Origin of the sequence: Jidongwangia harbinensis, from assembly GCF_020216025.1 — a bacterium.
Lineage (GTDB): Bacteria > Actinomycetota > Actinomycetes > Mycobacteriales > Micromonosporaceae > Actinoplanes > Actinoplanes harbinensis.
The window spans coordinates 119,395-142,504 of record NZ_JAIWNC010000017.1 but is presented as its reverse complement, the minus strand read 5'-3'; the positions used below and the strand labels follow the sequence as shown (position 1 = coordinate 142,504).

The window sequence follows — 23,110 nt, the reverse complement described above, 5'->3', positions numbered from 1 at the left end:
AACGATAGCACGCACCCCGGTCCGACTTTTACCGGGTATCCCCCACCGGTCGGACGCGCCGGTTCGCCCGCGGAGTTGACCTTGCCGCTTGCGTTCATGAGGCACAATGCGCCCGCGGCTTGTTACGAACGGGGACGAAGATGGTCGGCAGACGGCTGGTAGCGATTCTGACGGTGGCGGTGGCGGCGCCGTTCGCGCTGGTGGCGTGCGGGGAGAAGCAGAAGACCACGCCCGCGTCGTGGGTGGGCAGCGCGCCGGCGTCGTCGGCGCCCGCCGGCACGGAGCGTAGCGGAAACGCTGCGGTGGGGCCACTTGCGGTCTCCGTCACCCCGGCCAGCGGGAAGAAAGGCGTGCCCATCAGCGCAGAAATCGGGCTGAAAGTTACGGGCGGCGAATTGAAGAGTGTCACGCTGCGCGACGCCAAGGGCAAGACCCTTTCGGGTGAGCTGCGCGCGGACGGCTCGTCCTGGGTGCCGGGCAAGCCGCTGAAGAACTCCACCTCGTACGAGGCGACGGTGGTCGCCGCGGACGCCGCGGGGCAGGCGAAGACCGTGACGACGTCGTTCACCACGATGGCGAAGCGCGGGCGGGAGACCGGCACCGGGCTCTACCTGTTCGACGGGCGTACCTACGGGGTGGCGATGCCGGTGGTGGCGGAGTTCAGCCCGGGCGTCAAGAAGAAGGACCGGGCCGCCGTACAGAAGCGGATGTTCGTCAAGACCGACCCGCCGCAGCCCGGCACCTGGTCGTGGACCCCGAGTGGCACCCAGGCCTACTACCGCGCGCCGGAGTACTGGAAGCCGGGCACCACGCTGACCGTGCGCCTCGGTCTGGCCGGCGTGCCGACCGGGGGCGGTCGCTACGGCGACCAGGACCGGTCCGCCACCGCCGAGATCGGGCGCCGGCTGGAGATGACGGTCGACAACAAGTCCAAGAAGATGACGGTGGTCCAGGGCGGCAAGACGGTCAGGACGATGCCGGTCAGCCTGGGCAAGAAGAGCACGCCGTCGGCGAGCGGGACGATGGTGGTGATGGAGAAGAAGGCCGCGACCGTCTTCGACACCACGGACACCGACGGCGACGAGGGGTACGTCACCGACATCGAGTTCGCCCAGCGCATCACGTGGAGCGGCCAGTACCTGCACTCCGCGCCGTGGTCGGTCGGCGATCAGGGCCGCCGGAACGTGTCACACGGCTGTGTCAACGTGTCCCCGTCGAACGCCCGCTGGCTGTTCGACAAGACGCTGATCGGTGATCCGGTCGTCGTTCGGGGTACAGGCGAGAAGCTGGGATACGGCGACGGGTGGACGGCGTGGAACGTGAGCTGGAAGGAGTTCGTGAAGGGCAGTGCGCTGCCCGTACCGGACGAATTGGGGTGATCCCGGCATTTGCCGGACCGTGTTCCCCCGACCGTTGTCCACAGCGGCACGAATCCGGGATTGGTCGTCCTTGCATTCATGACGGAGGATTGGCCACCGGACGACATGGCGATGAGGGAGACATGGTGACGACTCGAGTTCGGTCCACGGGCACAGGCATCGCCCGCGCGGCCGGCCGCGCCGGGGCGCCGCGCTGGCGGACTATCGCGGCCGCGCTGGCGGCCGGTGCGGTCCTGCTCAGCGCCGGCTGCAGCGGCAAGGACGAGTCGCCGGCGTGGCAGGGCGGCGGCGCGAAGGGTGACGCCGCCGGCGGTGCGTCCTCGGCCTCGCCCGCTCCACCGCAGAGCACGGTGTCGGTCACCTCCCCCGAGCCGGAGGCGACCGGGGTGAAGGCGCTGACCGAGGTGAAGTACACCACCGAGGACCCCCAGAACACGACCGTGACGGTGACCGACCCGGACGGCGACAAGGTCAAGGGCGAGGTCGACAAGGACAACAACGTCTGGACGCCGGCGGCCGCGCTGACCTGGGGCAAGAAGTACACCGTGACGGTCGACGGCCCCGCCGCCGAGGGCAAGGTGGGCACCACCAAGAGCACGTTCACGGTGATGAAGAAGCCGTCGAAGCTGGTCCGGGTCTCCAGCTTCCTGGGCGACGGCGCGACCGTGGGCGTCGGCATGCCGCTGATCGTCCGGTTCGGCCGCTCGGTGCCCGAGAAGTACCGCGACGACGTGCAGCGCCGGATGACCGTGCGGGCGACGCCGGCGCAGGAGGGCATCTGGCACTGGACCAGCCCGACCGAGGTCCACTACCGGCCCCGGACGTACTGGAAGGCCGGCACCAAGATCTCGTACAACGTGCGGCTCAAGGCGGTGCCGATGGGCGACGGGTGGTACGGCCGCTCGGACGTCTCGGTCGACATGAAGGTGGCCCGGGCCCTGGTCATGACGGTCGACAACCGGACCAAGAAGCTGACCGTGCGGGAGAACGGCAAGGTCATCAAGACCATCCCGGTGAGCCTCGGCAAGCCGAAGACGCCGTCGTCCAGCGGCACCATGGTGGTCATCGAGAAGAAGAAGCACACCGTGTTCGACACGCTGGACGAACTCGGTCCCGAAGAGGGCTACCGCACCAAGATCGACTACGCGCAGCGGATCACGTGGAGTGGCCAGTTCATCCACGCCGCGCCGTGGTCGGAGGGTGTGCAGGGCCGGCGGAACGTCTCGCACGGTTGTGTGAACGTCTCGATGGCGATGGGCAAGTGGCTGTTCGACCGCACGATGATGGGTGACCCGATCACGGTCAAGGGCACCGAGGAGCGGCTGAAGAACGGCAACGGCTGGACCGACTGGAACATGAGCTGGGAGCAGTACAAGAAGGGCAGCGCGATCTAGTCCCGCCGACGGCGTTCCGCGTGGCCCCTCCCCTGCGGGAGGGGCCACGCGGCTTTTCGCCCGCTTGTCGCCGGTTTGACTCCTACGCTGGGCAGATGCCGCGATCTTCGTTGCTGGTGCCGGTGTACGCCCTGATCCTGCTCGGCGGGTGCCCCGTCCTGCTGGGTGCGTGCACGGACGACGCCACGCCGCCCCCTTCGGCGGCGTCGGTCACCGGCTCCCCGGCCGAGGCACCGGTGACCGAGGAGACACCCGGGCTTCTGGCGTGCGGGACGCTGTCGACGGCCGTGACCGACGGGACGCTGATGACGCCGGGTGTGGTGGACGGCATCGTCCGGGCGTCGGCCACCGCGGACGCCCCGGTGGCGGACGCGGCGCAGCGGCTGGCGGCGGCGTACGCCTCGGCGGTGGCGGCCAGCGGCATGGAGAGCGAGCCGGACGCGGTGGCCGCGGTGAGCGCGGCGGCCGCCGACATGACCGGCGTGTGCGACGACAGCGGGCTGGAGCGCGTCGGCTGAGGCCCGGCCGGCGCCCGTCTACCGGGGCGTGCCGGCGGTGATCCGGGCGAACGGCGTGACCGGGTACCAGCGGACCCGTACCGGTGCCCGCCGCACGCCGCCGGGCCGGAATTCCGGGCGGGCACCCAGCGCCGCCACCGCCCGGCCCAGCGCGGCGAACCGGACGTCGTAGATCATCACGCGGCCCACCGGGCGCGGCACGCGGGCGAACTCGGCCGCGGCGGCCGCGGGGTCCGGCCAGTGGTGCAGGCTCAGGGTGGACACCACCACGTCGACGCTGTGGTCGTCACAGGGCAGCGCCGCCACGTCGGCGACCTGGAAGCTGATGCGGTCGTGCAGGCCCGTCGCGGTCGCCGCCCGCCCGGCCACCGCGATCATGTCGGCGGAGGCGTCGACGCCGGTCAGCGTCAGGTCGCCGCGGCGGCCGAGGCGTCACTGTCGATCGTCGAGCACGCGGCGGAATGCGACGCCGCGGACATCGCCACCTGCCCGCGCCTGCACGCCGAGGTGACCGCCCGCCTCCCCGCCGAACTACGGCCGGTGACCGGATAATTGGCGCCCCGCCCGTCTCGCCACCGACGCCCGCCCGCCCCCGGGAACGGCGAACGGCCCCTGACCGGAGGGCAGGGACCGTGGGACGTCGGCAAAGATCAGTCTTGCTTGGTGCGTTCGTTCTGGCGCAGGGCTTCCTCGAGTTGATCCTCGAGAATGATGATCCGGCAGGCGGCCGCCATGTCAGTGCCCTGATCGCACAGTTCCCTCGCCCGGGCCGCCAGCCGTAGCTGATAGCGGGAGTAGCGGCGGTGCCCACCGGCGGACCGGAACGGGTCGATCAGCTTCGCCTCCCCCAGCCGGCGCAGGAAGTCCTGTGACACGCCGACGATCTCGGCGGCGCGGCCCATGGTGTAGGCGGGATAGTTCTCGTCGTCCAGCATGTCGTCGGGTTGAGCCATATTGCCTCCATGTCGAGGGCCCCGGCGCTCATCGCACCGGGGCCCTGGGTTACGGGTCTGAAACACCATCTACCGACAGTCGCGTCGGGTTCTGTTGTCCGCACCGGCCGCTGACGACGGCTCAGGGTGCAGGGATCGCAAAAGCGTGACCGAAGACCACCTCTCTATCGATCCAAACGGTGTACGCCCTCCCCTTCCTCTGCGCTCTTGTCTGACGTGCGTACTTTCTCTTTTCAGGTCGAGCCCTCTCAGAACCTCAGCCCGACCTGCTCCTGCGGTGTTGCCGAACGGGTGCCTCCGGTGTTCCTCGGCCCCGCCCCTTCGCCTCAGACGGGCGGTCCGTCTGCGTCTTTGTCTTCGCGTTCGTCTCCAGAAACACTAACCGAGGACAATCAGAAAGTCTAGGAACACGCGGATAGATTTCTTGGGTGCCGGGCGGTACTTGACCTGAAGCCGGGATGAGGTTCGAGGATGCCGCCATGACGGACGCGGAGAACCCGGCTCCCCGGGTCACGGTGATCGGCATGGGCGCGATCGGCAGCGCGGTGGCGGACCGGCTGCGCGCCGGCGGGCGCGACGTGGTCACCTGGAACCGCACTCCCCGCCGGGGCGCCGCGCCGGCGCGACCGCTCGCCGAGGCGGTGGCGGCGAGCGCGCTGACCTTCATCACCGTGACGGACTACCCGGCAGTGCAGAAGATCCTCACCCAGGCGGGTACGGACCTGAGCGGGCGGACGATCGTCGTGATGTGCACCGGTACGCCCGGCGACGCCCGGGCGGCCGCCGAACGGATCGCCGGCCTCGGTGCCGACCACCTCGACGCGGGCATCCAGGCGTCACCCGCCACGATCGGCACGGACGCGGCGACGATCCTGTACAGCGGTTCCCGGCGGGCGTACCAGACGCATGTGCCGACCTTGCGGCTGCTCGGCGGACCGCGCTTCGCCGGCACCGCGCCGCACGCGGCCGCGGTCTGGGATCTCGCGCTCTTCGGTCTCTGGTACGACGCCCAGCTCGGACTGCTCCGCGCCCTGGACACGGTCCGGTCGGCCGGCATCGACATGACCGACTTCGCCGGTACGGCCGGCACCCCACTCGGACACGTCGTCGCCGGCACGCCGGACACCGTGGCCGAGCTGCTGCGGGGCACCTATCCGCCCGGTCCGGCGGACCTCGCCGGGCATCTCACCGTGGTGCGCCACCTCATCGAGCTGCGCACCGGCCAGTGGCTCGGCGACGGCGGGCTGACCGCGGTGGCGGCGAGGTTGGCGGCGCTGATCGACGGCGGACGGGGAGCTGACGGGCTGACCGCGACGATCGGCCAGGCCCGTCCCGGGGATCTCGGGACCGAACCTGAGGCGGTGGAAACGACTCAGGCCCGGCCATGAGGCCGAGCCTGGCGTTCTTCCGTTACCGATGGGGTGATCGACGGGACTTGAACCCGCGACCCCCGGGACCACAACCCGGTGCTCTACCAGCTGAGCTACGACCACCATGCCGTTGCGACCGCGAGGTCTCCCCCGCGCTGCACGCCGGACAATCATAGCTAGTCCCGGTACGGCCGCGTCGACCGGGTTCCGGCGCGGCGTCCCGGCGGCGGCCTAGAGTTCGGCGGCGATGGCCTTGGCGGCGTCGACGTCCGGGCCGGGCAGCGGCACGAAGACCGTGCGCCGGTAGTACTCCAGCTCGCGGATGCTCTCCCGGATGTCGGCGAGCGCCCGGTGGGCGAGCCCCTTGGCGGGCTGGCCGAAGTACACGCGCGGGTACCAGCGGCGGCACAGTTCCTTGATCGAGGACACGTCGATCATGCGGTAGTGCAGGTGGGCGTCGAGCGCCGGCATGTCGCGGGTGAGGAAACCCCGGTCGGTCGCGATCGAATTGCCGCACAGCGGCGCGGTCCGCGGGTTGGGGACGAATTCCCGGACGTACGAGAGAACGATGTCCTCCGCCTCCGCCATCGTGATGGCGGACCGGCGCACCTCCTCGGTCAGCCCCGACCGGGCGTGCATCTCCCGCACCACCTCGGGCATCGCGTCGAGCGCCGCGTCGTCGGCATGGATGACCAGGTCGACGCCGTCGCCGAGAACGTTCAGCTCAGGATCGGTCACCAGCGCGGCGACCTCGATGAGCTTGTCCTTGCCGAGGTCGAGGCCGGTCATCTCACAGTCGATCCATACCAGAAGATCCGCCACGGCCTCAGACTACGCGCAGGCCGGAAACGCCGCCGGGCACTGTGCCACCGACACCCGTCCGGGCACTTCCACCCTGTTATGTCCGCTTTCCGGCAGGGACTTCCCAGTTCGGTTGTTCAGGGGTTAAACTGGGCTTAACGGACGAAGCCCCCCTTCGGTTACTCCGTTCCCCCGGTAAGGGCCCTTCGCGTCGGCAGCGCGGAGGGCCCTTCGGCGTACGGTTGTGGATACACCGAGGGGCCGCCCTGCCGGACGGCCCCTCCCTGGTGCGGTCATTCCTTCGGCTTCGCCTGCCCCTTACGCAACGGGCGGCTCTCCTTGCCCTCCGCGTCCTCGGCCACCGGATCCTTCCCCTGCTTGCGCCGGGCCGAACCGGAACCACCCAGCAACCGCGCCGCCTCCGCGGCATAGCTGGACAGGCGCGTGGAGGCGGACCGGTCGCCGGACTGTTTCGGCTTGGCCGCCTTGGCGGGCTTGCTGGGCGCTTTGTCCGGTGTCGCGGTGGTGGTGGTCGTGGCGCCGGACTTCGGAGGGTCGGATCGGGTGGTCGGGTCCGCTGCCGGGGTGGGGTGTGCGGGCTTGGTTTCCGGGTGCGGTGCGGCTTCTGTCGCCTGCTTCAGCCCCGCCTCCGTCGCCTGCTTCAGCCCCGCCTCCGTCGCCTGCTTCAGCCCAGCCCCCGTCGCCGGCTGCAGCCCAGCCCCCGTCACCTGCTTCGGTCCGGCGCCGGTCGCCGGCATCGGACGGGATTCGGCGCTGGGCTTCGGCCCGGGCTCGATCGCCTGCTTCGGCGCGACATTCGTCGGCGTCGGCGTCGGCGTCGTGGCTTCGGTGATCGATTTAGGCGCGGCGGCCTGCGCGATCGACTTCAGCGCCGCGGACTCCGTGACCGGCCTCGACGTGGCGGCCGATCCGGCGGTGTCGCCGGTCGGATGGCCGCTGGTTGCCGGGCTGTTCGCTCCCGGGGCACCCACGGCTTCGCCCGGTTTCGGCGCCGCGACGGATCCTGATTGCGGTGCGGCGGGCGTGGCGGTGCGGGCCGACTCGGGAGTGACACTCGTGGTTTGCGACCCGCTGCGCGGCTCCGGCGTGCCCCCGGATGGACGCTGTGCCGTAGTTCCGGTCGCTGGCACCGGGGCGGTGGCCGAGGGTCGAGCCTCGGTCACGGTACCGCCGCCGGGACGGCCGGACTGCGACCGGTTCGCGGAGGTCATCCCGGTCGGGACCGCCGGCGCGGCGGCCGGCCTCGGCGCGGTGCCCGGCGGCGTCGGCGAAGTGGTGCGGTCGGCACCGGGCGAAGCGGAGGTACCGGGCGTCGGCGGAGCCGGGCGCGGCGGGACCGCCGGGCGATCGGGGTTACTCGGGCGCGCCGGGGCGGGCACGGTGGGCCGAGGCGGCGCGGGGCGCGCGGGGGCGGGGGCGGTGGCGGCCGGCTCCTTCGGATCCTCATCCTTGAGCGCGGGGGCGGCGGCGCCCGACTCCGGCGTCTGCGGGGCCTTGGTGGCCGCCTGCTTCGCCGCCGTGGGTGACTCGGCCGGCGCAGACTTCGCGGACACCTCCGACGCCGACTTCCCGGACGCAGCCGACACCGCCGATCCAGGCTTTTCGGACGTGGCCGACAAGGCCGGCTCCGGCTTCTCCGACGTGGCCGATCCCGGCTTCCCGGAGGTGGCCGACGCAGCCGACCCCGGCTTCCCGGACGCGGGCGACACAGCCGGCCCCGGCTTCTCCGACGCGCCCGACGCAGCCGACCCGGGCTTGCCGGACGCGGGCGACACAGCCGACCCCGGCTTTTCGGACGTGGCCGACAAAGTCGACCCGGGCTTGCCGGAAACGGCCGACTCCGACTTCGCCTTCTCGGATGCGGCCGACGCGGCCAGTTCCGGCTTCGCCGCCGGACGGACCTCGGGCTGCTTCGCCGCCTTCTCTGCCGCAGGCAACGCGCCCGCCTTCCCCGTCGCGGTCGCCGGCTCGGTCGCCGGCCTTAGGGGCGGTTCGCCGGAATCCTGCTTCGCCACCCCGGACGCCGGGACGGTCGCCGGCTTTGACCCGGCAAAGGGCGCAGCCGGCTTCGGCACAGCAGACGACACGGACGGCTTAGCCACAGCGGACGGAGCGGCCGCCTTGGGTGCGACAGAAGAGACAGAAGGCGTGGCCGGCTTCGACGCGGCAGAGGGAGCAGAAGGCGCGGCCGGCTTCGACCCGGCAGAGGGAGCAGAAGGCGCGGCCGGATTCGGCGCAACTGGCGGGACAGCCGGCTTCGACGCGGCAGCCGGGACAACCGGCTTCGACGCGGCGGGCAGCGCCGGCGTGCCCGTGGGCTTCACGCCGGCAGGACCCGCCGCAGCCTCCCCCGCCTTCTCCGGCGAGGACGACGGTCGCGGCTCCGCACCCGGCGTGACGACCTCGGACTTCGCCGTGCCACTCGCGACCGGTGCAACGGGTGGCGTGGGCAGCGCCGGAGTCGGGCCGGTCGAGGGCTTTTCGTTGGCGGTCGGGACCTCGACGGCCGGTTGGCCGGTGGGCGGCTGGCCGGTGGGCGGCTGGCCGGTGGCCGGCTCACCGGTCGGACGGGCGGGTGTTTCCGGCGTGCCGAGGCGAATGCCTGACGAGTCGGCGCGGGTCAGGCCGGTCGCCGCCCAACCGGTCTTCGGTGCCACGGGTTCGGTCGGCTTGGTCGGGGTCGTACCGCCCTGGTTCGGGGAAGCCGTAGACCCCGGCGACTTGGCGGAAGGGGTGGAGTCTGCCGACTTGCCCGGTGCGGTGGCGGACTTCTCGCCCGGTGCGGTCTTCTCCGCGGCCGGGTGGACCCGCGCCAGCGCTTCCGCGGCCTGCACCTCGGTCTCCCGTGCGCGGGCAGCTGCCGTCTGCGCGACCCAGGCTCCGACCGCGGTCGCCTCGAACACGGGTGTGTCGGTGGCGGGGGTGAGCCGGCGGGCGGCCCGCTCGGCGGTCTTGCCGAACAACGACTGCCCGCTGGCCGGCACCGGCTTCCCGTCCGGCGCCGGAGACACCTCCCCCGGCTTCAGCGGAGCCTTCGCCGACGCCCCCGCCGCAGCCTGCCCAGGCGGGGGCGCGGTAGCAGACACGGCGGCAGAAGAAGACGCGGAGGCAGAAGCAGGTCCGGAAACAGACGGGGCGGAAGGAGCGGAGGCAGGAGCGGCGGGAGCGGAGGCAGGAACGGCGGGAGCGGGAATTGTCACGGACGGAGAGGAAGAGGCGGCGGAAGCGGGCGTCAGGGCAGAAACGGCCGACCGACCACCGATCAGGCCGATCGGTTCCCCGGGTGCCGGTGTCGACGCCCCGGCGGGGGCCGCCGGCTTCCCGCCGGTGGACGCCGCTGACGAGGAGGCGGTGTCGGGAGACGTCTCCGCCGGCGACGACCCGGCGGCCGGCTCACGGGTGAGCGTCGCGACGGAGCCCGACGTGGGGGGCCAGCTCAGCGACGGCGGCCGGTACGACGCATCGGCCAGGGTGCGGGGGCGGTTTCCGGCGGCGTGCCGGCCGCCGCCGCTGCGGCTGACGGGTAGCGGTGCGCCGATGGCCTTGACCAGGTCGGGGACCTGGCTGGGTTCGACGACGTACACGATTTCGCGCTTGCGGCCGGGCCAGGCCAGGGCGATCAGGCCGGCCATGACGGCGAGGGTGCCGAGGATGAGCAGCGCCCAGGTGGTGGTGTTGAGCCAGCGTGGGCGTACCTCGGCGGTGGCCTGGAGTTGCAGGCCGGGCTGGGCGGCCGGGTTCATGATGACCAGGCTGTAGCCGCGGTCGCGCAGTTCCGACGGGTTCCAGTCGACGGCGCCGGCGCCGGTACGCAGCCAGAACCGCTCCTGTGCGGGCAGGGTGGCGGGTGCCCGGGTGCCCGGAACGCGTTGCGTGGCGACGGGCAGCGCCCCGGTGCCGAGGTCGACCGTGGCGACGGTGGAGTGCGGGACGGCGGCCAGGTACCGGGCGACGTCGGCGCGCGGCGCCAGGCCGACGAAGGTCTGGTCGTCCGCACTGCGCGCGGTGAGGCGCAGGCGGGTGTCGGCGACCCGGGTGAACGGTGCGTCCGCGCGGAGCAGCGCATCGACGTCGTCGACCACCACGGCGTACCCGTTGGTGGTGATCCGCTGGAGCGGGCCGCTGAAGGCGCCGCCCGCGTCGCGGTGCTGCATCGCGGCCCAGAATCCGGCGCCGACGAGCAGTGCCGGGAGTCCGATGGTCAGCAGCAGCATTCCGAGGATCATGCGGAGCACCCGCATCTGCATTCCCCCTTCTCGGGCGTTCTGCGCAGACCATACAGACCGAAATAACACCAAAGTGGTCAAACGGTTACTTACGGCCCGAGAGGTACAACAAAGGAACGCGAGAAGGGGGAAAGGCTATGAAATTTTGGCGGTCATGGTGAGTGTGGACTGGTCGATCTCGCTGGTCCGGACGGTGAACTTCAACGCCCAGTCGCCCGCGGCCGGCAGTGCGATATCGCCGATCGCATGGAAGTCGGTGATGCGCAACAGCGGTATCTCGATCGGTTCCACGCCCTTCGCGGGTAGTGCCGCGGTGGCACTCCACTCCACTACCGGCAGCGGTTTGTTGTCGGGCGTGTAGGCGTACAGATGGATCGAGTTGTTGCCTACCACCGCGGGGAACACATCGACCTGCAGCGACATGCTGTCGTTGCGCAGGGTCTGGGTGATCGTGGTGCTGGTGGTGGCGGTCTCGGCCGCCTCCGCGGTGCGCGGCGGCGGGATCTGCACCAGGACGGCGGTCACCCCGAGCACCACGGCGGTGATCGCCAGCTCGGCCAGGACCGCGCGGCGCAGGGTGCCGGGCCCGCTCTCGGCGGATCGGCGGATGACCAGCTTGCGGGCGTACGCCGCGATGCCGACCGCGCTCGCGGCCAGCGCCACCTTGACCAGGATGAGGCGCCCGTACGTCGAGTTGACCAGCCCGGAGAGCGTCTGCACCTCGATCAGCGCCTGCACCACCCCGGCCAGGAGCAGCGCCCCGACCGCGGTGGCCGCCCAGCGGGACCAGATCGGCAGGATCGCGCCCAGCTCGCTCTCGTTCGCCTGGCGCAGCAGGAACGACACCAGCATCACCAGGCCACCCAGCCAGACCGCCATCGCGGTCAGGTGGATCGCGTCGACCACCACGGACACGCCGGCCACCGGCGACGCGCTGGGGTGCCCGGTCAGCGGCCAGGTGGCCACCGCGGCCACCCCGAGCACGCCGAGCAGCGCCAGGTCGGTGCGGGTGTCGCCGCCGGAACCCCGCAGCAGGGGCCGGAGCAGGAACGCCGCCGCGCAGATCACGCCCAGGCGGACCAGCATCACCGCGCCGAACGTGCTGCCCAGCACGTCCCGCAGGTCGTCCGGGCCGGCGCCGAACAGCCCGGTGCCGGTCGTGTACGGCGCCTGCAGCCACAGGCTCAGCAGCGTGCTGCCCAGCACCAGGCCGACGCCGGTCCAGACCAGGCGGGCCGGCCCGCGGCGGGACAGCCGGTGCGGCCAGAGCAGCGCCAGCACCAGGATCGGGCCGACGAGCAGCACCAGTCCGGCGTACCCCAGGTATTTGGCGATCGGGATCAGCGTGCGCACCACCGGGTCGGCCGTGTCGTCGACGTCGGTCGCCGTCGGCGGCGCGGAGGCCGCGCCGACCGAGTAGGTCAGGCTGCCCGCGACCGGGTGGCTGTCGGCCGAGATCACCCGGTAGCTCACCAGGTAGGTGCCGCGGCCGCCGCCGGTGCGCAGCGGGATGGTCACCGTGGTGCCGGCCACCTCCGGCTCGCCCTGGTCGGCCCGGGACCCGTCCGGCGCGAGCACCTGGATCTTGCCGGAGAGCAGTTGGACCGACTCGCTGAAGGTCAGCGTCACCCGGTTCGGCGCATCCGGCACGATGGTGCCGTTGCCCGGGTCGCTCGCCACCAGCGCGGCGTGCGCGCTGGCCGGGGCGGCCGGGCCGAGCACGACGCAGAGCAGCCCGAACAGCACGCCCAGGACCGCCGCGGCGGCACGCGAGGCGCGGGATCGATCAACGGTCATGACCGTCATGCTCCCCGATGGAGTGGGTACCGCTCTCGGGCGGGTGGTCGTCGGCACGTTCGACATGGTTCCCGATCGGACCGACATTTTCGATTCGGCGCGAGATCGGGGGCGGACGGGTGGGTTCGACCCACGTAGGATCTGACGTCGTGACCGGCAGCGACCCGACGACCGACCTCGCCCTGCGGGCGCGCGACGGGGATGCCGCGGCGCAGGCCGCGTTCGTGCGGGCGACCCAGGCCGAGGTGTGGCGGTTCGCCGCCGCGCTGGTCGATCCGGGCAGCGCCGACGACCTCACCCAGGAGACGTTCCTGCGGGCGTTCCGGGCGCTGCCCGCCTTCGAGGCGCGCTCCAGCGTGCGGACCTGGCTGCTCGGCATCGCCCGCCGCACCTGCGCCGACCATCTGCGCGCGGTGGTCCGGCGGCGCCGGCTCGACGCCCGGCTGGCCGCACAGGCCTGGACCGACGGGCCCGCTCCCGACCCGGCGCAGCGGCTCGGCGCGGCCGACCTGCTGCGCGGCCTGAGTGAGGAGCGCCGGACGGCGTTCGTGCTCACCCAGGTGCTCGGTCTGTCCTACGCGGAGGCGGCCGCGGTCGAGGACGTGCCGGTGGGCACCATCCGGTCCCGGGTGGCCCGGGCCCGCGACGAACTGGTCGTCGCGGTCGCCGCCGCGCGGGCCAGCTGACTGCCAGCGCACACCCAGCAGAGTCACAGCCCGCACCGGGAACTCCGGCGCACCGGTCTCCCGACCAAGAAGCGTGACGAGGGAGAAGGCGTGGCCGTGGATCGCCACGGCGGCACGGGCCGGTCTGGCCGGCGTGTGGATCGCGGCGGGCGCGCTCAAGGTCGGTGACCTGGCGGCGTCCGGCCGGGCGGTGAACGCGTACCAGTTGATGCCGTACGAGACGGCCAAGGTGGTGGGCGCCGTCCAGCCGGTGCTGGAGATCGCGCTCGGCCTGCTGTTGCTGGCCGGCCTGGCGGTGCGGCTCAGCGCCGGGCTGTCGGCGGCCCTGCTGACGATCTTCATCGCGGGGATCGGCTCGGCGTGGGCGCGCGGGCTGCGGATCGACTGCGGCTGTTTCAGCGCCGGCGGCGAGCTCGGGGCCGGCCAGAGCCCGCAGTACGCCGCCGAGATCGCTCGCGACCTGGGATTCCTGCTGCTGGCCGGGATCCTGCTGTGGCGGCCGCGGACCCGCTACTCCCTCGACGGCCTGCTGCTTGGCGGCCCGACCGACGGAGGTAAACGATGAGCAAGGGCGAACGCGACCGGGCCAGAGCGCGGCGGATCGTCGAGCACCAGAAGGCCCAGGCCCGGCGCCGGACCGTGACGATGTGGACGTCGGTGTCCGTGGTCCTGGTCCTGGTCGTCGCCGGGCTGATCGGCTGGGGCATGCTGGCAGATCAGGAGAAGGCCACCGCCGGCGCGTTGCGAACGCCGGCGGCCGCGGTCGACGACGGCACCGCGTTCGCGGTCGGCAACGGCCCGGTCACGGTCGACGTGTACGAGGACTTTCTGTGCCCGATCTGCCACGTGTTCGAGAACGAGTCCGGAGCGACGTTGCGTCAGCTGGCGACCACCGGCCGGATCACGCTGCGCTACCACCCGATTGCGATCCTGGACCGGGCGTCGAACGGCACCCGGTACTCCACCCGGTCCGCGGCCGCCGCGGCCGCCGCGGCCGAGGGCGGGAAGTTCAGCGAGTACCACGACGTGCTGTTCGCCAACCAGCCCGCCGAGGGCAGCGACGGCCTGGACGACGCCCGGCTCGTCGAGCTGGGCCGCTCGGTCGGCCTGAACAGCACGGCGTTCGCGGACGCGGTCACCGGCCGGACCTACTGGTCGTGGGCCGCCAAGGCCACCGACACCGCCTCGGCGCGGGGCGTGACCGGCACGCCGACCGTGCACGTCGACGGCAAGGCGATCACCGAACCGAGCGGCGGACCGCCCCGCCCGGCGACCCTCGAAGCGGCGGTGGCGGCGGCCGGGTGAGCGGGACCCAGGACCTGCTGCGGCGCACCTCACGGGCCCTGCTGCTGCTCCTGGTGGTGGCCGGTGTCCTGCTCGGGCCGGCCGCCCCGGCCGCCGCACACGGTGGCGAGGCGCCGGACGCCACCGCGTACCGGATCACCGTCACCGGCATCGACCCGCCCCGGCCGGGACTGACCGTCCGCGCGGTCGAGGCCGGCACCCGGCTGGAACTCACCAACGACACCGGCCGGCCCGTCGAGGTCCTCGGCTACTCCGGCGAGCCGTACCTGGAGGTGCGCCCGGACGGCACCTACGAGAACGTGCACTCCCCCGCCACGTACCTCAACCGGACCCTTGCCGGCGACACCCCCGTGCCCGCCACCGCCGCACCGACCGCGACCCCGCAGTGGCGCCGCGTCTCCACCGGAACCACCGTGCGCTGGCACGACCAGCGCCTGCAATGGCGCGCCGGTGACCCGCCGCCGGCCGCGCGGGCCGACCCCTCGCGCCCGCACCGGCTACGCACCTGGACCGTCCCGCTGCGCGACCAGACCCAGATCTTCGAGGTACGCGGCACGCTCGACTGGGTGCCGCCGCCCCGGGCCCCGCTGTGGTGGGCCGGCGCGCTGCTGCTCGCGGTCGCGGTGGCCGCGCTGGGCCGGTGGCGCCCCGCGCTGATCCCCGCGGTCGCGCTGGTCGCGGGCACCATCCCGATCGGGTACGCGGCGGCGCGCGCCGCCGACTCCGGCCTCCCGCCCGTGCTGCTCGCCGCCGGCCTGGTCACGCTGACCGTGGCGGTGTGGCGCACGCCGTTCCTGACCGCCCTCGGCGGGGCCGTGCTCGCGACGTTCGGCGGGCTGGCCGAGATCGGCGCGTTCGGCGCCGCCGTGGTGCCGTCGGCCGGGCCGAGCTGGTTCGCACGGGTCGCGGTGCTGGTCGCGCTGGGTGCCGGGGCCGGGCTGGCGCTGACCGGGGTACGCCGGCTCCGCGCCTCCGCGCCCCGCCCTCTCCGTCCAGACGTGTCGGACCGCCGAACTAAGGTCGTGCCATGACCGCAACCCGCCTCGCTCCCGGCGACGCCGCCCCCGACTTCACCCTGACCACCGACACCGGCGACCAGCTCGCCCTCAAGGACCTGCACGGGCGCAAGGTCGTGCTCTACGCCTACCCCAGCGCCATGACCCCCGGCTGCACCACGCAGGCCTGCGACTTCCGCGACTCCCTGGCCTCGCTGCAGGCGGCCGGCTACGAGGTGGTCGGCATCTCCCCCGACCCGCCGGCCAAGCTGGCCAAGTTCCGCGAGCGCGACGCGATCACCTTCCCGCTGGTCAGCGACCAGGACAAGAGCGTGCTGACCGCGTACGGCGCCTACGGCGAGAAGAAGATGTACGGCAAGACGGTCACCGGGGTGATCCGGTCCACGTTCGTCATCGACGCCGACGGCACCGTCGAGCACGCCCTGTACAACGTCAAGGCCACCGGACACGTCGCCAAACTGCGCCGTGACCTGGGAATCGACTGACGCTTCGCGCCGTTTCTCCGCGGATCGGCCCCCGGGCTGCCGATAGTGAGACTGTCACCCTTCGACAGCCCGGAGAGCCTCCATGCCGCCTGCCGCACCGACCGAGACCGGCCGACGCTCTCCGTCGTCCGCGCGCGGCTCCCGGCGGGCCTCCGCGGGCGGCTCCCGGCGGGCCGCCAAGGCTTCGCGGCCCGGCACCCGGCGCGCCCACACCCGCGGCGGCCTGCTGCGCAACCTGCAGGTGTCGCAGAAGCTGCTGGTCAGCTTCGGCGTGCTGTGCCTGCTGATGATCGGTGTCGGGGTCACCGGCCTGGTCGAGCTGGACCGCTCCGGTCAGCGCCTGGACCGCATGTACGAACGCAACCTGCACGCCACCGCGATGATCGGCAACATCCGCGCCAAGGTGCAGGAAGCCACGTCGATGACGGCGAAGCTGATCCTGCACTCGCCGATCACCGACGTCAGCAGCATCGAGTCCAGCATCGCCCAGTTGGACGCCGAGATCGACAAGATCTGGGCCGAGTACGCCGGTCTCGCCGCCGACGGCACCCAGAACGACCGCGACATCTTCGTCTCCTCGCTCGCCGACTACCGCGACGCCCGCACCACCAAGCTGGTGCCCGCCGCCCGCGAGGACGACATGACCGGCTTCCTGGGTGCGCAGAACTCCTACATCGACCCGCTCACCCGCGGCATCACCGTCTCGCTGAACAACCTCGCCAAGGCCGAGGACCAGGCCGCCCAGCAGCAACGGGCGGCGGCCGCGGACACCGAAAACACCGCCCGCATGGTCATCATCGCCCTGATCCTCGGCGCACTGGCCTTCGCCCTGGCACTCGGCGTCCTGGTCAGCCGCGCCATCACCCGCCCGCTGCGGGAGACCGTCACGGTCCTCGAGGGCCTCGCCGAGGGCCGCCTCGACCAGCGCCTCACGGTCACCGGCCGGGACGAGGTCGGCCGGATGGCGGGCGCGCTCAACACCGCGCTGGACCGCCTCACCGGCACCCTGCGCGGCATCAACACCAGCGTCGGCACCCTCGCCTCCGCGTCCGAACAGCTCACCGCGGTCTCCAGCCAGATGCGCTCGTCCGCCTCCCGCAGCGCCAGCCGCGCCGAGGCGGTGTCCGACGCCTCCCGCCAGATCAGCCAGAACATCACCACGGTCTCCGCGGGCGCCGAGGAGATCGGCAGCTCGATCAGCGAGATCGCCCGCAGCACCTCCAGCGCCGCCGAGGTGGCCGGCAAGGCCGTGCGGATCTCCACCGAGGCCGGCGCCATCCTGCAGCAGCTCGGCACGTCCTCCGCCGAGATCGTGAACGTCGTCAAGATCATCACGAACATCGCCCAGCAGACCAACCTGCTCGCCCTCAACGCCACCATCGAGGCGGCCCGGGCCGGCGACGCCGGCAAGGGCTTCGCGGTGGTCGCCGGCGAGGTGAAGGAACTCGCGCAGGAGACCGCCAGCGCCACCGAGGACATCCGCACCCGGGTCAGCGCCATCGAGGCCGACTCCGCCGCCGCCGTCACCGCGATCTCCGAGATCGGCGCCGTCATCGACCAGATCAACAACACCCAGACCGCGATCGCGGCGGCGGTCGAGGAACAGACCGCCACCACGAACGAGATGAGCCGCAACGTCGGCGAGGTGGCCGGCGGCTCCCACCAGATCTCCGCCAACGTCGCCGAGGTCGCGGAAGCGGCCGCGGAGACCACGAACGCCGCCGGCAACACCGCCACGGCCGCGGACGACCTGGCCCGGGTGGCGGCCGAACTGCAGAAGAGCCTGGCCATGTTCCGTTACTGATCCGGCTCTGCCGGCCCGGCCGGCAGCCCCGGACCGCCGACCCACGGCGGCCGTCATGCGGCCCGGACCCGCGAGGCGGCCGCCGTGCCGTGCGCCGGAAACGTGTCGTACCCGATCGGTACGTTCCTACCATGCCCTACGCCAAGTACACCCGGGAACGACTCGCCGCTGCGGTGGCCGCCTCCACGTCCATGGCCGGTGTCCTCCGCCACCTGGGCCTCGGCCAGAACGGCGGCGCCCACGCGCACCTGCGGCGCCGGATCGACCGGCTGGGCATCGACACGTCACACTTCCTCGGCCGGGCACATTGTCGCGGCGTGCCGAGCCCGCGCCGGCGTACGCCGGGTGAGGTCCTGGTGGTCCGGCCCGCCGACGCCAAGCGGGCCGCGCCACCGGCCCTGCGGCGGGCGCTGGTGGAGAGCGGCCGGCCGTATCGATGCGCGGCGTGTGGCGGCGGAGCCACATGGCAGGGGCGGCCGTTGACGCTCCACGTGGATCACATCGACGGGCGATACTGGGACTGCCGGCCGGACAACCTGCGGTTCCTCTGTCCGAACTGTCACAGCCAGACCGCCACGTACGCCGGGCGCAACCGGAGCACCCGCCGAATCCCGGTGGTACGGGTCGATGCGCACGGCGACCCGATCGGCGACGACCGGCCGGGCCGGCCGCTGACCGATGCGGAGAAGGTGGACCTGCTGCGGTGCGTCGACCGGCGCGAGGTCACGGTCATGGATGCCGCCCGGCGTCTTGGCTGCCACCGCAACCACGTCTACGCGCTGCGACGGCGGCTGCGGGAGCGCGGTTCGCTGGCGCCGGCGCCCCGCCGCCCCCGGATCCCGGCCGACGTCGGCGAGGCGGTGGTGGCGTTCGCGCTCCGGCATCCGGCCCTGGGCGCCAAGACGATCGCCGCCGCTCTGGCCCGGCAGCCTGAGCCGATCCGGGTCTCCCACGGGACGGTCGCCACCATGTTGAAACGCTCCGGACTCGGCACCCGCGCCGCCCGCGCGGCGGCCGCCTCCACCGGATCCGGACCCGGCGGCGACCGCTAGACTCACACCACGGTTCGCCCTCGGGCGAACCGGAGCGGGAGTGGCGAAATTGGCAGCCGCGCAGGTTTTAGGTGCCTGTGTCCGAGAGGACGTAGGGGTTCGAGTCCCCTCTTCCGCACCTGGTGGTCATGCCGCGGCGCCGGCCTAGCAGCGCTTGGACGCCCCCGCGGCGAGCGCCACCCCGTCGTCCGCGGGCGGCACCTCGGCGCTCTCCGCCGGTTCCGACCCCGGCTCCACCGAAGCCGAAGCCGAAGCCGAAGCCACCGCCGAGGCCGAGGCCGAGGGCGTTGCCGAGGCCGACACCGAGGGCTTCGCGCGCGGCGCCTTCTTCTTCTTCGCCGGGGCGGCCGCCGCTGCGCCGCCGGTCAGGCGTACCGAGGTTTTCTGGGTCTTGCCGGGGGTGAGTTTGACGCCGGTGGCCGTGGTGGTGCGGCCGTTCACGTCGGTGATTCTGATCGAGAAGGGGCCGGCGCCGGCGCCGCCGTCGATGATCCAGTAGTTGAAGTCGGCGCGTTTGGCGGTCTTGCCGGCGACCTTGACGGAGGCCAGCGGGCTGGCGTGGTTGTCGATGAGGACGGCGAGCCAGAAGCGGGACGAGCCTTCCTTCACCCGGACGGTGACCGGGCCGGGGGTGGCGGCGCGGGGCACGAGCTTGTATTTGACCTTGATGATGCCGTCCACCTCGTTGCCGATCTTCTTGAAGGCGGTGCGGCTGAGGTCGAGGTGGCCGGGTGCGCAGGGCGGGCAGGAGTCGGTGACCTTGACGCGGACCTTGCCCTTGGGGCCGGTGACGTCGAGGTAGCTGCCGCACGCGGCGGCGTCCGCGTATTCGGCGGCGCCCAGCGCGACGAACAGGTCGTCGGCGGGGGCGCTGGGGAAGGAGCAGTTGCCGGTGCCGCCGCCGAGGTCGTAGAACGTCGCCTTCCCGGTTTTCGCCGTGGTGGTCGGCGGGGCGGCGCAGGCGGAGCCGCCGTTCTGCAGCAGCAGCGCGACGCCGAGGACGCCGGCGAGCACGACGGCGCCGCCGGTGGCCAGCCAGCGCGGGGTGAGGAGGCGATGTGCGGTCACGCTCAGGCATCCTGCGGGCCGGGGCGCGCCGGGGCAACGTTCCTAAGCGAGACCTAAGACAGTGGGGTGACGGGGTCACCCACCCGGAGGATTGCGGTGCGGTCGGGCACGAGGAGCACGCCGAACGGCAGGCCACCGGCGATTCTGCGGTGCCGGCCGAGGGCGGCGAGGGGTTGCCGGCCCCGCTCGCCGGTCTCCTGGTCGATGGTGGTGACCACGCACCGGTTGCAGGCTCTGGCGGCGCGGACCACGGCGGCGCCGAGCCGCAGCCGGCCGCCGGGCCAGCCGTCCTCGGTCCAGGGGGTGGCACCGTCGATGACGACGTTGGGCCGGAACCGGGTCATCGGCACCGGGCCGGCGCCGGCGCCGGCGAGCCAGTCGTTGAGCGCGCCGAGGGATGCCGTGGTGGTGGCCAGCAGGGGGTAGCCGTCGGCGAGGTTGACCCGGTCGCCGTCGTGGGTGGACGCGGGGATCGGGCGGCCGCCGGGGTCCTGCTGCCAGACCAGGTGGGCGGGGCGCCCGAGCAGGGCGGTGACCCAGGCGCCGGCAGGGTCGGCGCGGCGGACGGGCACGGGAGGCTTGTGGGTGAAGACCCGGGCCTGCAGGGCGGGACCGTCGGCGGGTTCGGGCACGTGCAGGTCGGGATGGCCGGGGGCGCGCAGGGTGAGGCCACCGGGGGTGACCACGGGATGTAGTGCGGTGAGGGCGGCGTGGTCGCGCTGGGTGAGACCGACGCCGTCGGCGTCGACGATCATCCAGCGGCGGTCGCCGGCCAGCCCCCACGGTTCGACCTGCGCTTCGTGGTGGTCGAGGCGGTGCGAACCCTTGACCGGGTACGTGTGCAGCGACTCGATCCGCATGGCTTGAGCCTCGCACGCGGGTCCGACGCTGTCAGTCCCCGTAGCGGCGCCAGGCGTCGTCGGCCACCGCGTTGACGCTGTCGCCCGCGGTGCGCAGGTCGGCGACGGTGAACTGTTCCGGTGCGCCGGCGCGCCAGCGGTTGGCCCGGTGCGCGAGGGCGGCGTACTCGGGGAAGAGCTGTGCCAGGTAGTCGCCGGCCGCGGTCTTGGCGATGATGTCGCCGTGCGCCAGCGTGTGGTGCAGGCGCGCGGGGCCGTGCACGAACCAGGTGACGACGGCCGGGTCGAGAACCTCATCGGGCGCCGTGTCGGCGAGTTCGGTGGGGAACGTCGCGACCGCCGCCTGCCAGTAGCCGCGCAGGTTGTCCAGGTTGTAGCGGCGCAGTTTGGTCCGGTCGACGCGGACGTCCAGGTCGGCGACGGCGGGGCCGCGTACCGGGATGCCGTGCCGTTGCAGGGTGAGCCAGAGCACCGGGGTGAGTTCACCGCAGGGCCGGTCGGTCTGGAATTCGCCGTTGACGACGAACGGGACGGTGCGCCGGTCGTCCGGCCATTCACGGGCCAGGCCGGGTTCCAGGTAGACGCCGTCGAAGAGCGGCGACCGGGGCATCTCCGCGTGGATCTGGGCGAGCGCGGTCAGGTCGTCGGCCGTGGCCGGCCGGGACGTGAGGATCACCGTGTCGACGTCGCTGGCCGGCGGCTGCCAGGCGCCCAGCGCGACGGATCCGACCAGATAGAGGCCGCGCACGTAGCCGGGCAGGGCGCGGTCGACCGCGTCCAGGTAGGTGTGGGCCGTTTCCGTCGCCATGCCGGCGAACGTAGCAGCGCGGTGTGAGCTCTCAACGGACCTGATCTCTTTGGGCCGACGACGACCGGGCGGTGCGTCGCAGCCTGCCGGCTATTCGCCAACTCCAACCCCATGCCGCCGAAGACGCCACTTGTGAAAACCGCGAGGCAGACGGTGCTCGTAAAGCACGGCGAAGGAGGCCCCTCCCACGAACAGCGCCGCGTAGGTCAGCAGCGAGAGTCCTGGCGGCAGCAGCCGATCGCCGCCTCGCAGGTCGGCGGTCATGTTCATCAACTGGATGAAGAAGCCGGTGAGCACACAGGCGAGGAAGACGACGAGGCTCAGGCCGTAGCGCCGCTTACGACGATCGAACTGCTCGGCGTAATCCTGCGCCGAGCCGAACTCTGCCTGAGGTGTTGACCCGCACGCCCACGACAGTTCGCGCGCTTCCTCCAGGATCCGCGCCACCTCCGCCTCAGGCAGGTGCCGCAGCCGGAGGTTGAAGGCTAGGGTGCGGTAGTAGCCGATGGGCTCGGTGGCGCCGGGGCCGTCCTCGGCGGCCGGGGCACCCTCCGTGCGCGGCGCCTTCTCTGCCTGCCGCGATTCGCCGGATTGCGAGCGGCGGGGTTCTGGAACCTTGGCCGTGGTGAAGGCGCGGGGCAGGCGGTGGTCGAGCGCGAAGCGTGCGACCTCACCCGCCGCCAGCACCGCAAACCACCCTCCCAGCACCGCCCACCAGGGCAGCAGCATCTGCCCACCCTGCAGGCGTAGTTCGGTATTGAGGATGACGAAGCCGAAACCGGCCAGCCGTGCGCCCCAGTTCACCCAGCGACTCAACGTCCAGCGCGTACCGCCTTCGCTGAAGGTCGTGGCGTAGTCGTCAGCAGGACCGAACTCCTCCTGCGGCGCCTTCGCCGAGGCGGTGGACAGGTCCCTGACCTCGCTCAGGACTCGGGCGATCTCGTTTTCGGGCATACGTCGTCGACGGAGGCGGTAGGCGAGCTGGCGGTAATACCTCATCGCTCTCCTTTCGCGCCGTCCGCAGCCACTGCGGCCACGGCGGTCGTGACAACCTCGTTCAGCGCAGACCAGTGCTGACTCAGCAGGGTCAGGTCCCGGCGACCGGTTGCGGTGATGGAGAACACCTTGCGAGGCGGGCCTCCGCTGTCCGGCTCCCACCGGTGCCCCACTCGCCCCAGCTCCTCCTGCCGGGCCAGCAGGGGGTAAAGAGTGCTGCCCCGCAGGGAACCCAGCCCGAGCGCTCGCAGGCTCTGCAACAGCACGTACCCGTGTGCCTCCCCTCGGTGCAGGACCGAGAGAACCACCAGTGGCAGCGCGGCACGGATCCAATCACTGGGCCATCGCTCCCCGTCCACATCTAGAACGTAACACGAACTAGTACGTCAGGCGACCCAGTCGAACCCATTGTTCGCGTTCGGTACGGCCCTTCTGGTTGTCGCCCGCCACCAGGCCGCCCAGCCACGCCATCCCCGGATCAAACCGCCCAAGAAATATCGACGACGCTCATCGACCGATGAGTTGGGCAGATCAGAACCAGCAAGACGGATCAGGTAGGGATCAGATCGGA

21 protein-coding genes, 2 tRNA genes and 1 pseudogene are annotated in these 23,110 nt (G+C 72.2%); 12 read left to right on the top strand and 12 right to left on the bottom strand.

From position 1 onward, the window contains the following. Positions 1-94 precede the first annotated feature (94 nt). Positions 95-409, bottom strand: a complete 315-nt coding sequence (locus LDL48_RS45070; RefSeq protein ID WP_372472174.1) for a hypothetical protein — start codon at positions 407-409, stop codon at positions 95-97. On the opposite strand from LDL48_RS45070, the gene LDL48_RS21585 reads away from it, so the two are divergent. From LDL48_RS21585 to LDL48_RS21575, 3 genes are all read left to right on the top strand, one after another. After that, on the top strand, positions 303-1,379 hold the full coding sequence (locus LDL48_RS21585; RefSeq protein ID WP_372472171.1) for a L,D-transpeptidase: 1,077 nt from the start codon (positions 303-305) through the stop codon (positions 1,377-1,379). The genes LDL48_RS45070 and LDL48_RS21585 overlap by 107 nt on opposite strands. Positions 1,380-1,537: 158 nt before the next feature. Then, on the top strand, positions 1,538-2,773 hold the full coding sequence (locus LDL48_RS21580; RefSeq protein WP_225257071.1) for a L,D-transpeptidase: 1,236 nt from the start codon (positions 1,538-1,540) through the stop codon (positions 2,771-2,773). Positions 2,774-2,868: 95 nt separating this feature from the next. Continuing rightward, on the top strand, positions 2,869-3,291 hold the full coding sequence (locus LDL48_RS21575) for a hypothetical protein (RefSeq protein WP_225256997.1): 423 nt from the start codon (positions 2,869-2,871) through the stop codon (positions 3,289-3,291). An 18-nt stretch (positions 3,292-3,309) separates the two neighbouring features. Here the strand turns inward: LDL48_RS21575 and LDL48_RS21570 are convergent. Further along, a pseudogene (locus LDL48_RS21570) lies at positions 3,310-3,705 on the bottom strand (class I SAM-dependent methyltransferase); the annotation flags it as partial. 236 nt (positions 3,706-3,941) lie between these two features. Next, on the bottom strand, positions 3,942-4,244 hold the full coding sequence (locus LDL48_RS21565) for a MerR family transcriptional regulator (RefSeq protein WP_225256996.1): 303 nt from the start codon (positions 4,242-4,244) through the stop codon (positions 3,942-3,944). Positions 4,245-4,723: 479 nt separating this feature from the next. Between LDL48_RS21565 and LDL48_RS21560 the strand changes: the two genes are divergently transcribed. Further along, positions 4,724-5,632 carry an NAD(P)-binding domain-containing protein gene (locus LDL48_RS21560; RefSeq protein WP_225256995.1) on the top strand — a complete coding sequence of 303 codons (909 nt, stop codon included), beginning with the start codon at positions 4,724-4,726 and terminating at the stop codon, positions 5,630-5,632. A 29-nt stretch (positions 5,633-5,661) separates the two neighbouring features. Here the strand turns inward: LDL48_RS21560 and LDL48_RS21555 are convergent. From LDL48_RS21555 to LDL48_RS21540, 4 genes are all read right to left on the bottom strand, one after another. Continuing rightward, positions 5,662-5,737 (bottom strand) — tRNA-His (locus LDL48_RS21555). Between the two features lie 108 nt (positions 5,738-5,845). Beyond that, complete coding sequence (orn, locus tag LDL48_RS21550; RefSeq protein ID WP_372472169.1) at positions 5,846-6,403, bottom strand: oligoribonuclease; 558 nt, start codon at positions 6,401-6,403, stop codon at positions 5,846-5,848. A gap of 305 nt (positions 6,404-6,708) precedes the next feature. Next, positions 6,709-10,683: a hypothetical protein gene (locus tag LDL48_RS21545; RefSeq protein WP_225256993.1), complete on the bottom strand. Its 3,975-nt coding sequence runs from the start codon at positions 10,681-10,683 to the stop codon at positions 6,709-6,711. Between the two features lie 114 nt (positions 10,684-10,797). Continuing rightward, entirely contained in the window at positions 10,798-12,468 is a 1,671-nt protein-coding gene (locus tag LDL48_RS21540) for a copper resistance CopC/CopD family protein (RefSeq protein WP_225256992.1), read from the bottom strand. A gap of 140 nt (positions 12,469-12,608) precedes the next feature. On the opposite strand from LDL48_RS21540, the gene LDL48_RS21535 reads away from it, so the two are divergent. From LDL48_RS21535 to LDL48_RS21500, 8 genes are all read left to right on the top strand, one after another. After that, a complete protein-coding gene (locus LDL48_RS21535; RefSeq protein ID WP_225256991.1) occupies positions 12,609-13,145 on the top strand; it encodes a sigma-70 family RNA polymerase sigma factor in 537 nt (178 codons plus the stop codon). 73 nt (positions 13,146-13,218) lie between these two features. Next, a complete protein-coding gene (locus LDL48_RS21530) occupies positions 13,219-13,710 on the top strand; it encodes a MauE/DoxX family redox-associated membrane protein (protein ID WP_225256990.1) in 492 nt (163 codons plus the stop codon). Continuing rightward, on the top strand, positions 13,707-14,450 hold the full coding sequence (locus tag LDL48_RS21525) for a DsbA family protein (RefSeq protein ID WP_225256989.1): 744 nt from the start codon (positions 13,707-13,709) through the stop codon (positions 14,448-14,450). Before LDL48_RS21530 ends, LDL48_RS21525 begins: the two co-directional genes overlap by 4 nt. Beyond that, positions 14,447-15,481, top strand: coding sequence for a hypothetical protein (locus tag LDL48_RS21520; protein WP_225256988.1), 1,035 nt, complete (start codon positions 14,447-14,449; stop codon positions 15,479-15,481). Before LDL48_RS21525 ends, LDL48_RS21520 begins: the two co-directional genes overlap by 4 nt. Further along, positions 15,478-15,951, top strand: coding sequence for a thioredoxin-dependent thiol peroxidase (bcp, locus tag LDL48_RS21515; RefSeq protein ID WP_225256987.1), 474 nt, complete (start codon positions 15,478-15,480; stop codon positions 15,949-15,951). Before LDL48_RS21520 ends, bcp begins: the two co-directional genes overlap by 4 nt. An 82-nt stretch (positions 15,952-16,033) precedes the next feature. After that, positions 16,034-17,755, top strand: a complete 1,722-nt coding sequence (locus tag LDL48_RS21510) for a methyl-accepting chemotaxis protein (protein ID WP_225256986.1) — start codon at positions 16,034-16,036, stop codon at positions 17,753-17,755. 131 nt (positions 17,756-17,886) lie between these two features. Continuing rightward, positions 17,887-18,807 carry a helix-turn-helix domain-containing protein gene (locus LDL48_RS21505; protein ID WP_225256985.1) on the top strand — a complete coding sequence of 307 codons (921 nt, stop codon included), beginning with the start codon at positions 17,887-17,889 and terminating at the stop codon, positions 18,805-18,807. Between the two features lie 34 nt (positions 18,808-18,841). After that, positions 18,842-18,925: transfer RNA gene (locus tag LDL48_RS21500), tRNA-Leu, on the top strand. Between the two features lie 26 nt (positions 18,926-18,951). Here LDL48_RS21500 and LDL48_RS21495 read toward each other — a convergent pair. The 5 genes from LDL48_RS21495 to LDL48_RS45065 all read right to left on the bottom strand — a co-directional run bounded on the left by LDL48_RS21495 (position 18,952) and on the right by LDL48_RS45065 (position 22,847). Beyond that, entirely contained in the window at positions 18,952-19,875 is a 924-nt protein-coding gene (locus LDL48_RS21495; RefSeq protein WP_225256984.1) for an expansin EXLX1 family cellulose-binding protein, read from the bottom strand. Between the two features lie 53 nt (positions 19,876-19,928). Next, positions 19,929-20,735: an MOSC domain-containing protein gene (locus LDL48_RS21490; protein WP_225256983.1), complete on the bottom strand. Its 807-nt coding sequence runs from the start codon at positions 20,733-20,735 to the stop codon at positions 19,929-19,931. A 31-nt stretch (positions 20,736-20,766) separates the two neighbouring features. Further along, positions 20,767-21,543, bottom strand: a complete 777-nt coding sequence (locus LDL48_RS21485; protein WP_225256982.1) for a nucleotidyltransferase domain-containing protein — start codon at positions 21,541-21,543, stop codon at positions 20,767-20,769. A gap of 90 nt (positions 21,544-21,633) precedes the next feature. Beyond that, on the bottom strand, positions 21,634-22,542 hold the full coding sequence (locus tag LDL48_RS21480) for a hypothetical protein (RefSeq protein ID WP_225256981.1): 909 nt from the start codon (positions 22,540-22,542) through the stop codon (positions 21,634-21,636). After that, the gene (locus tag LDL48_RS45065; RefSeq protein WP_225256980.1) at positions 22,539-22,847 is read right to left on the bottom strand and encodes a PadR family transcriptional regulator; all 309 of its coding nucleotides are present in this window, start codon (positions 22,845-22,847) and stop codon (positions 22,539-22,541) included. Before LDL48_RS45065 ends, LDL48_RS21480 begins: the two co-directional genes overlap by 4 nt. Between the last annotated feature and the right edge of the window lie 263 nt (positions 22,848-23,110).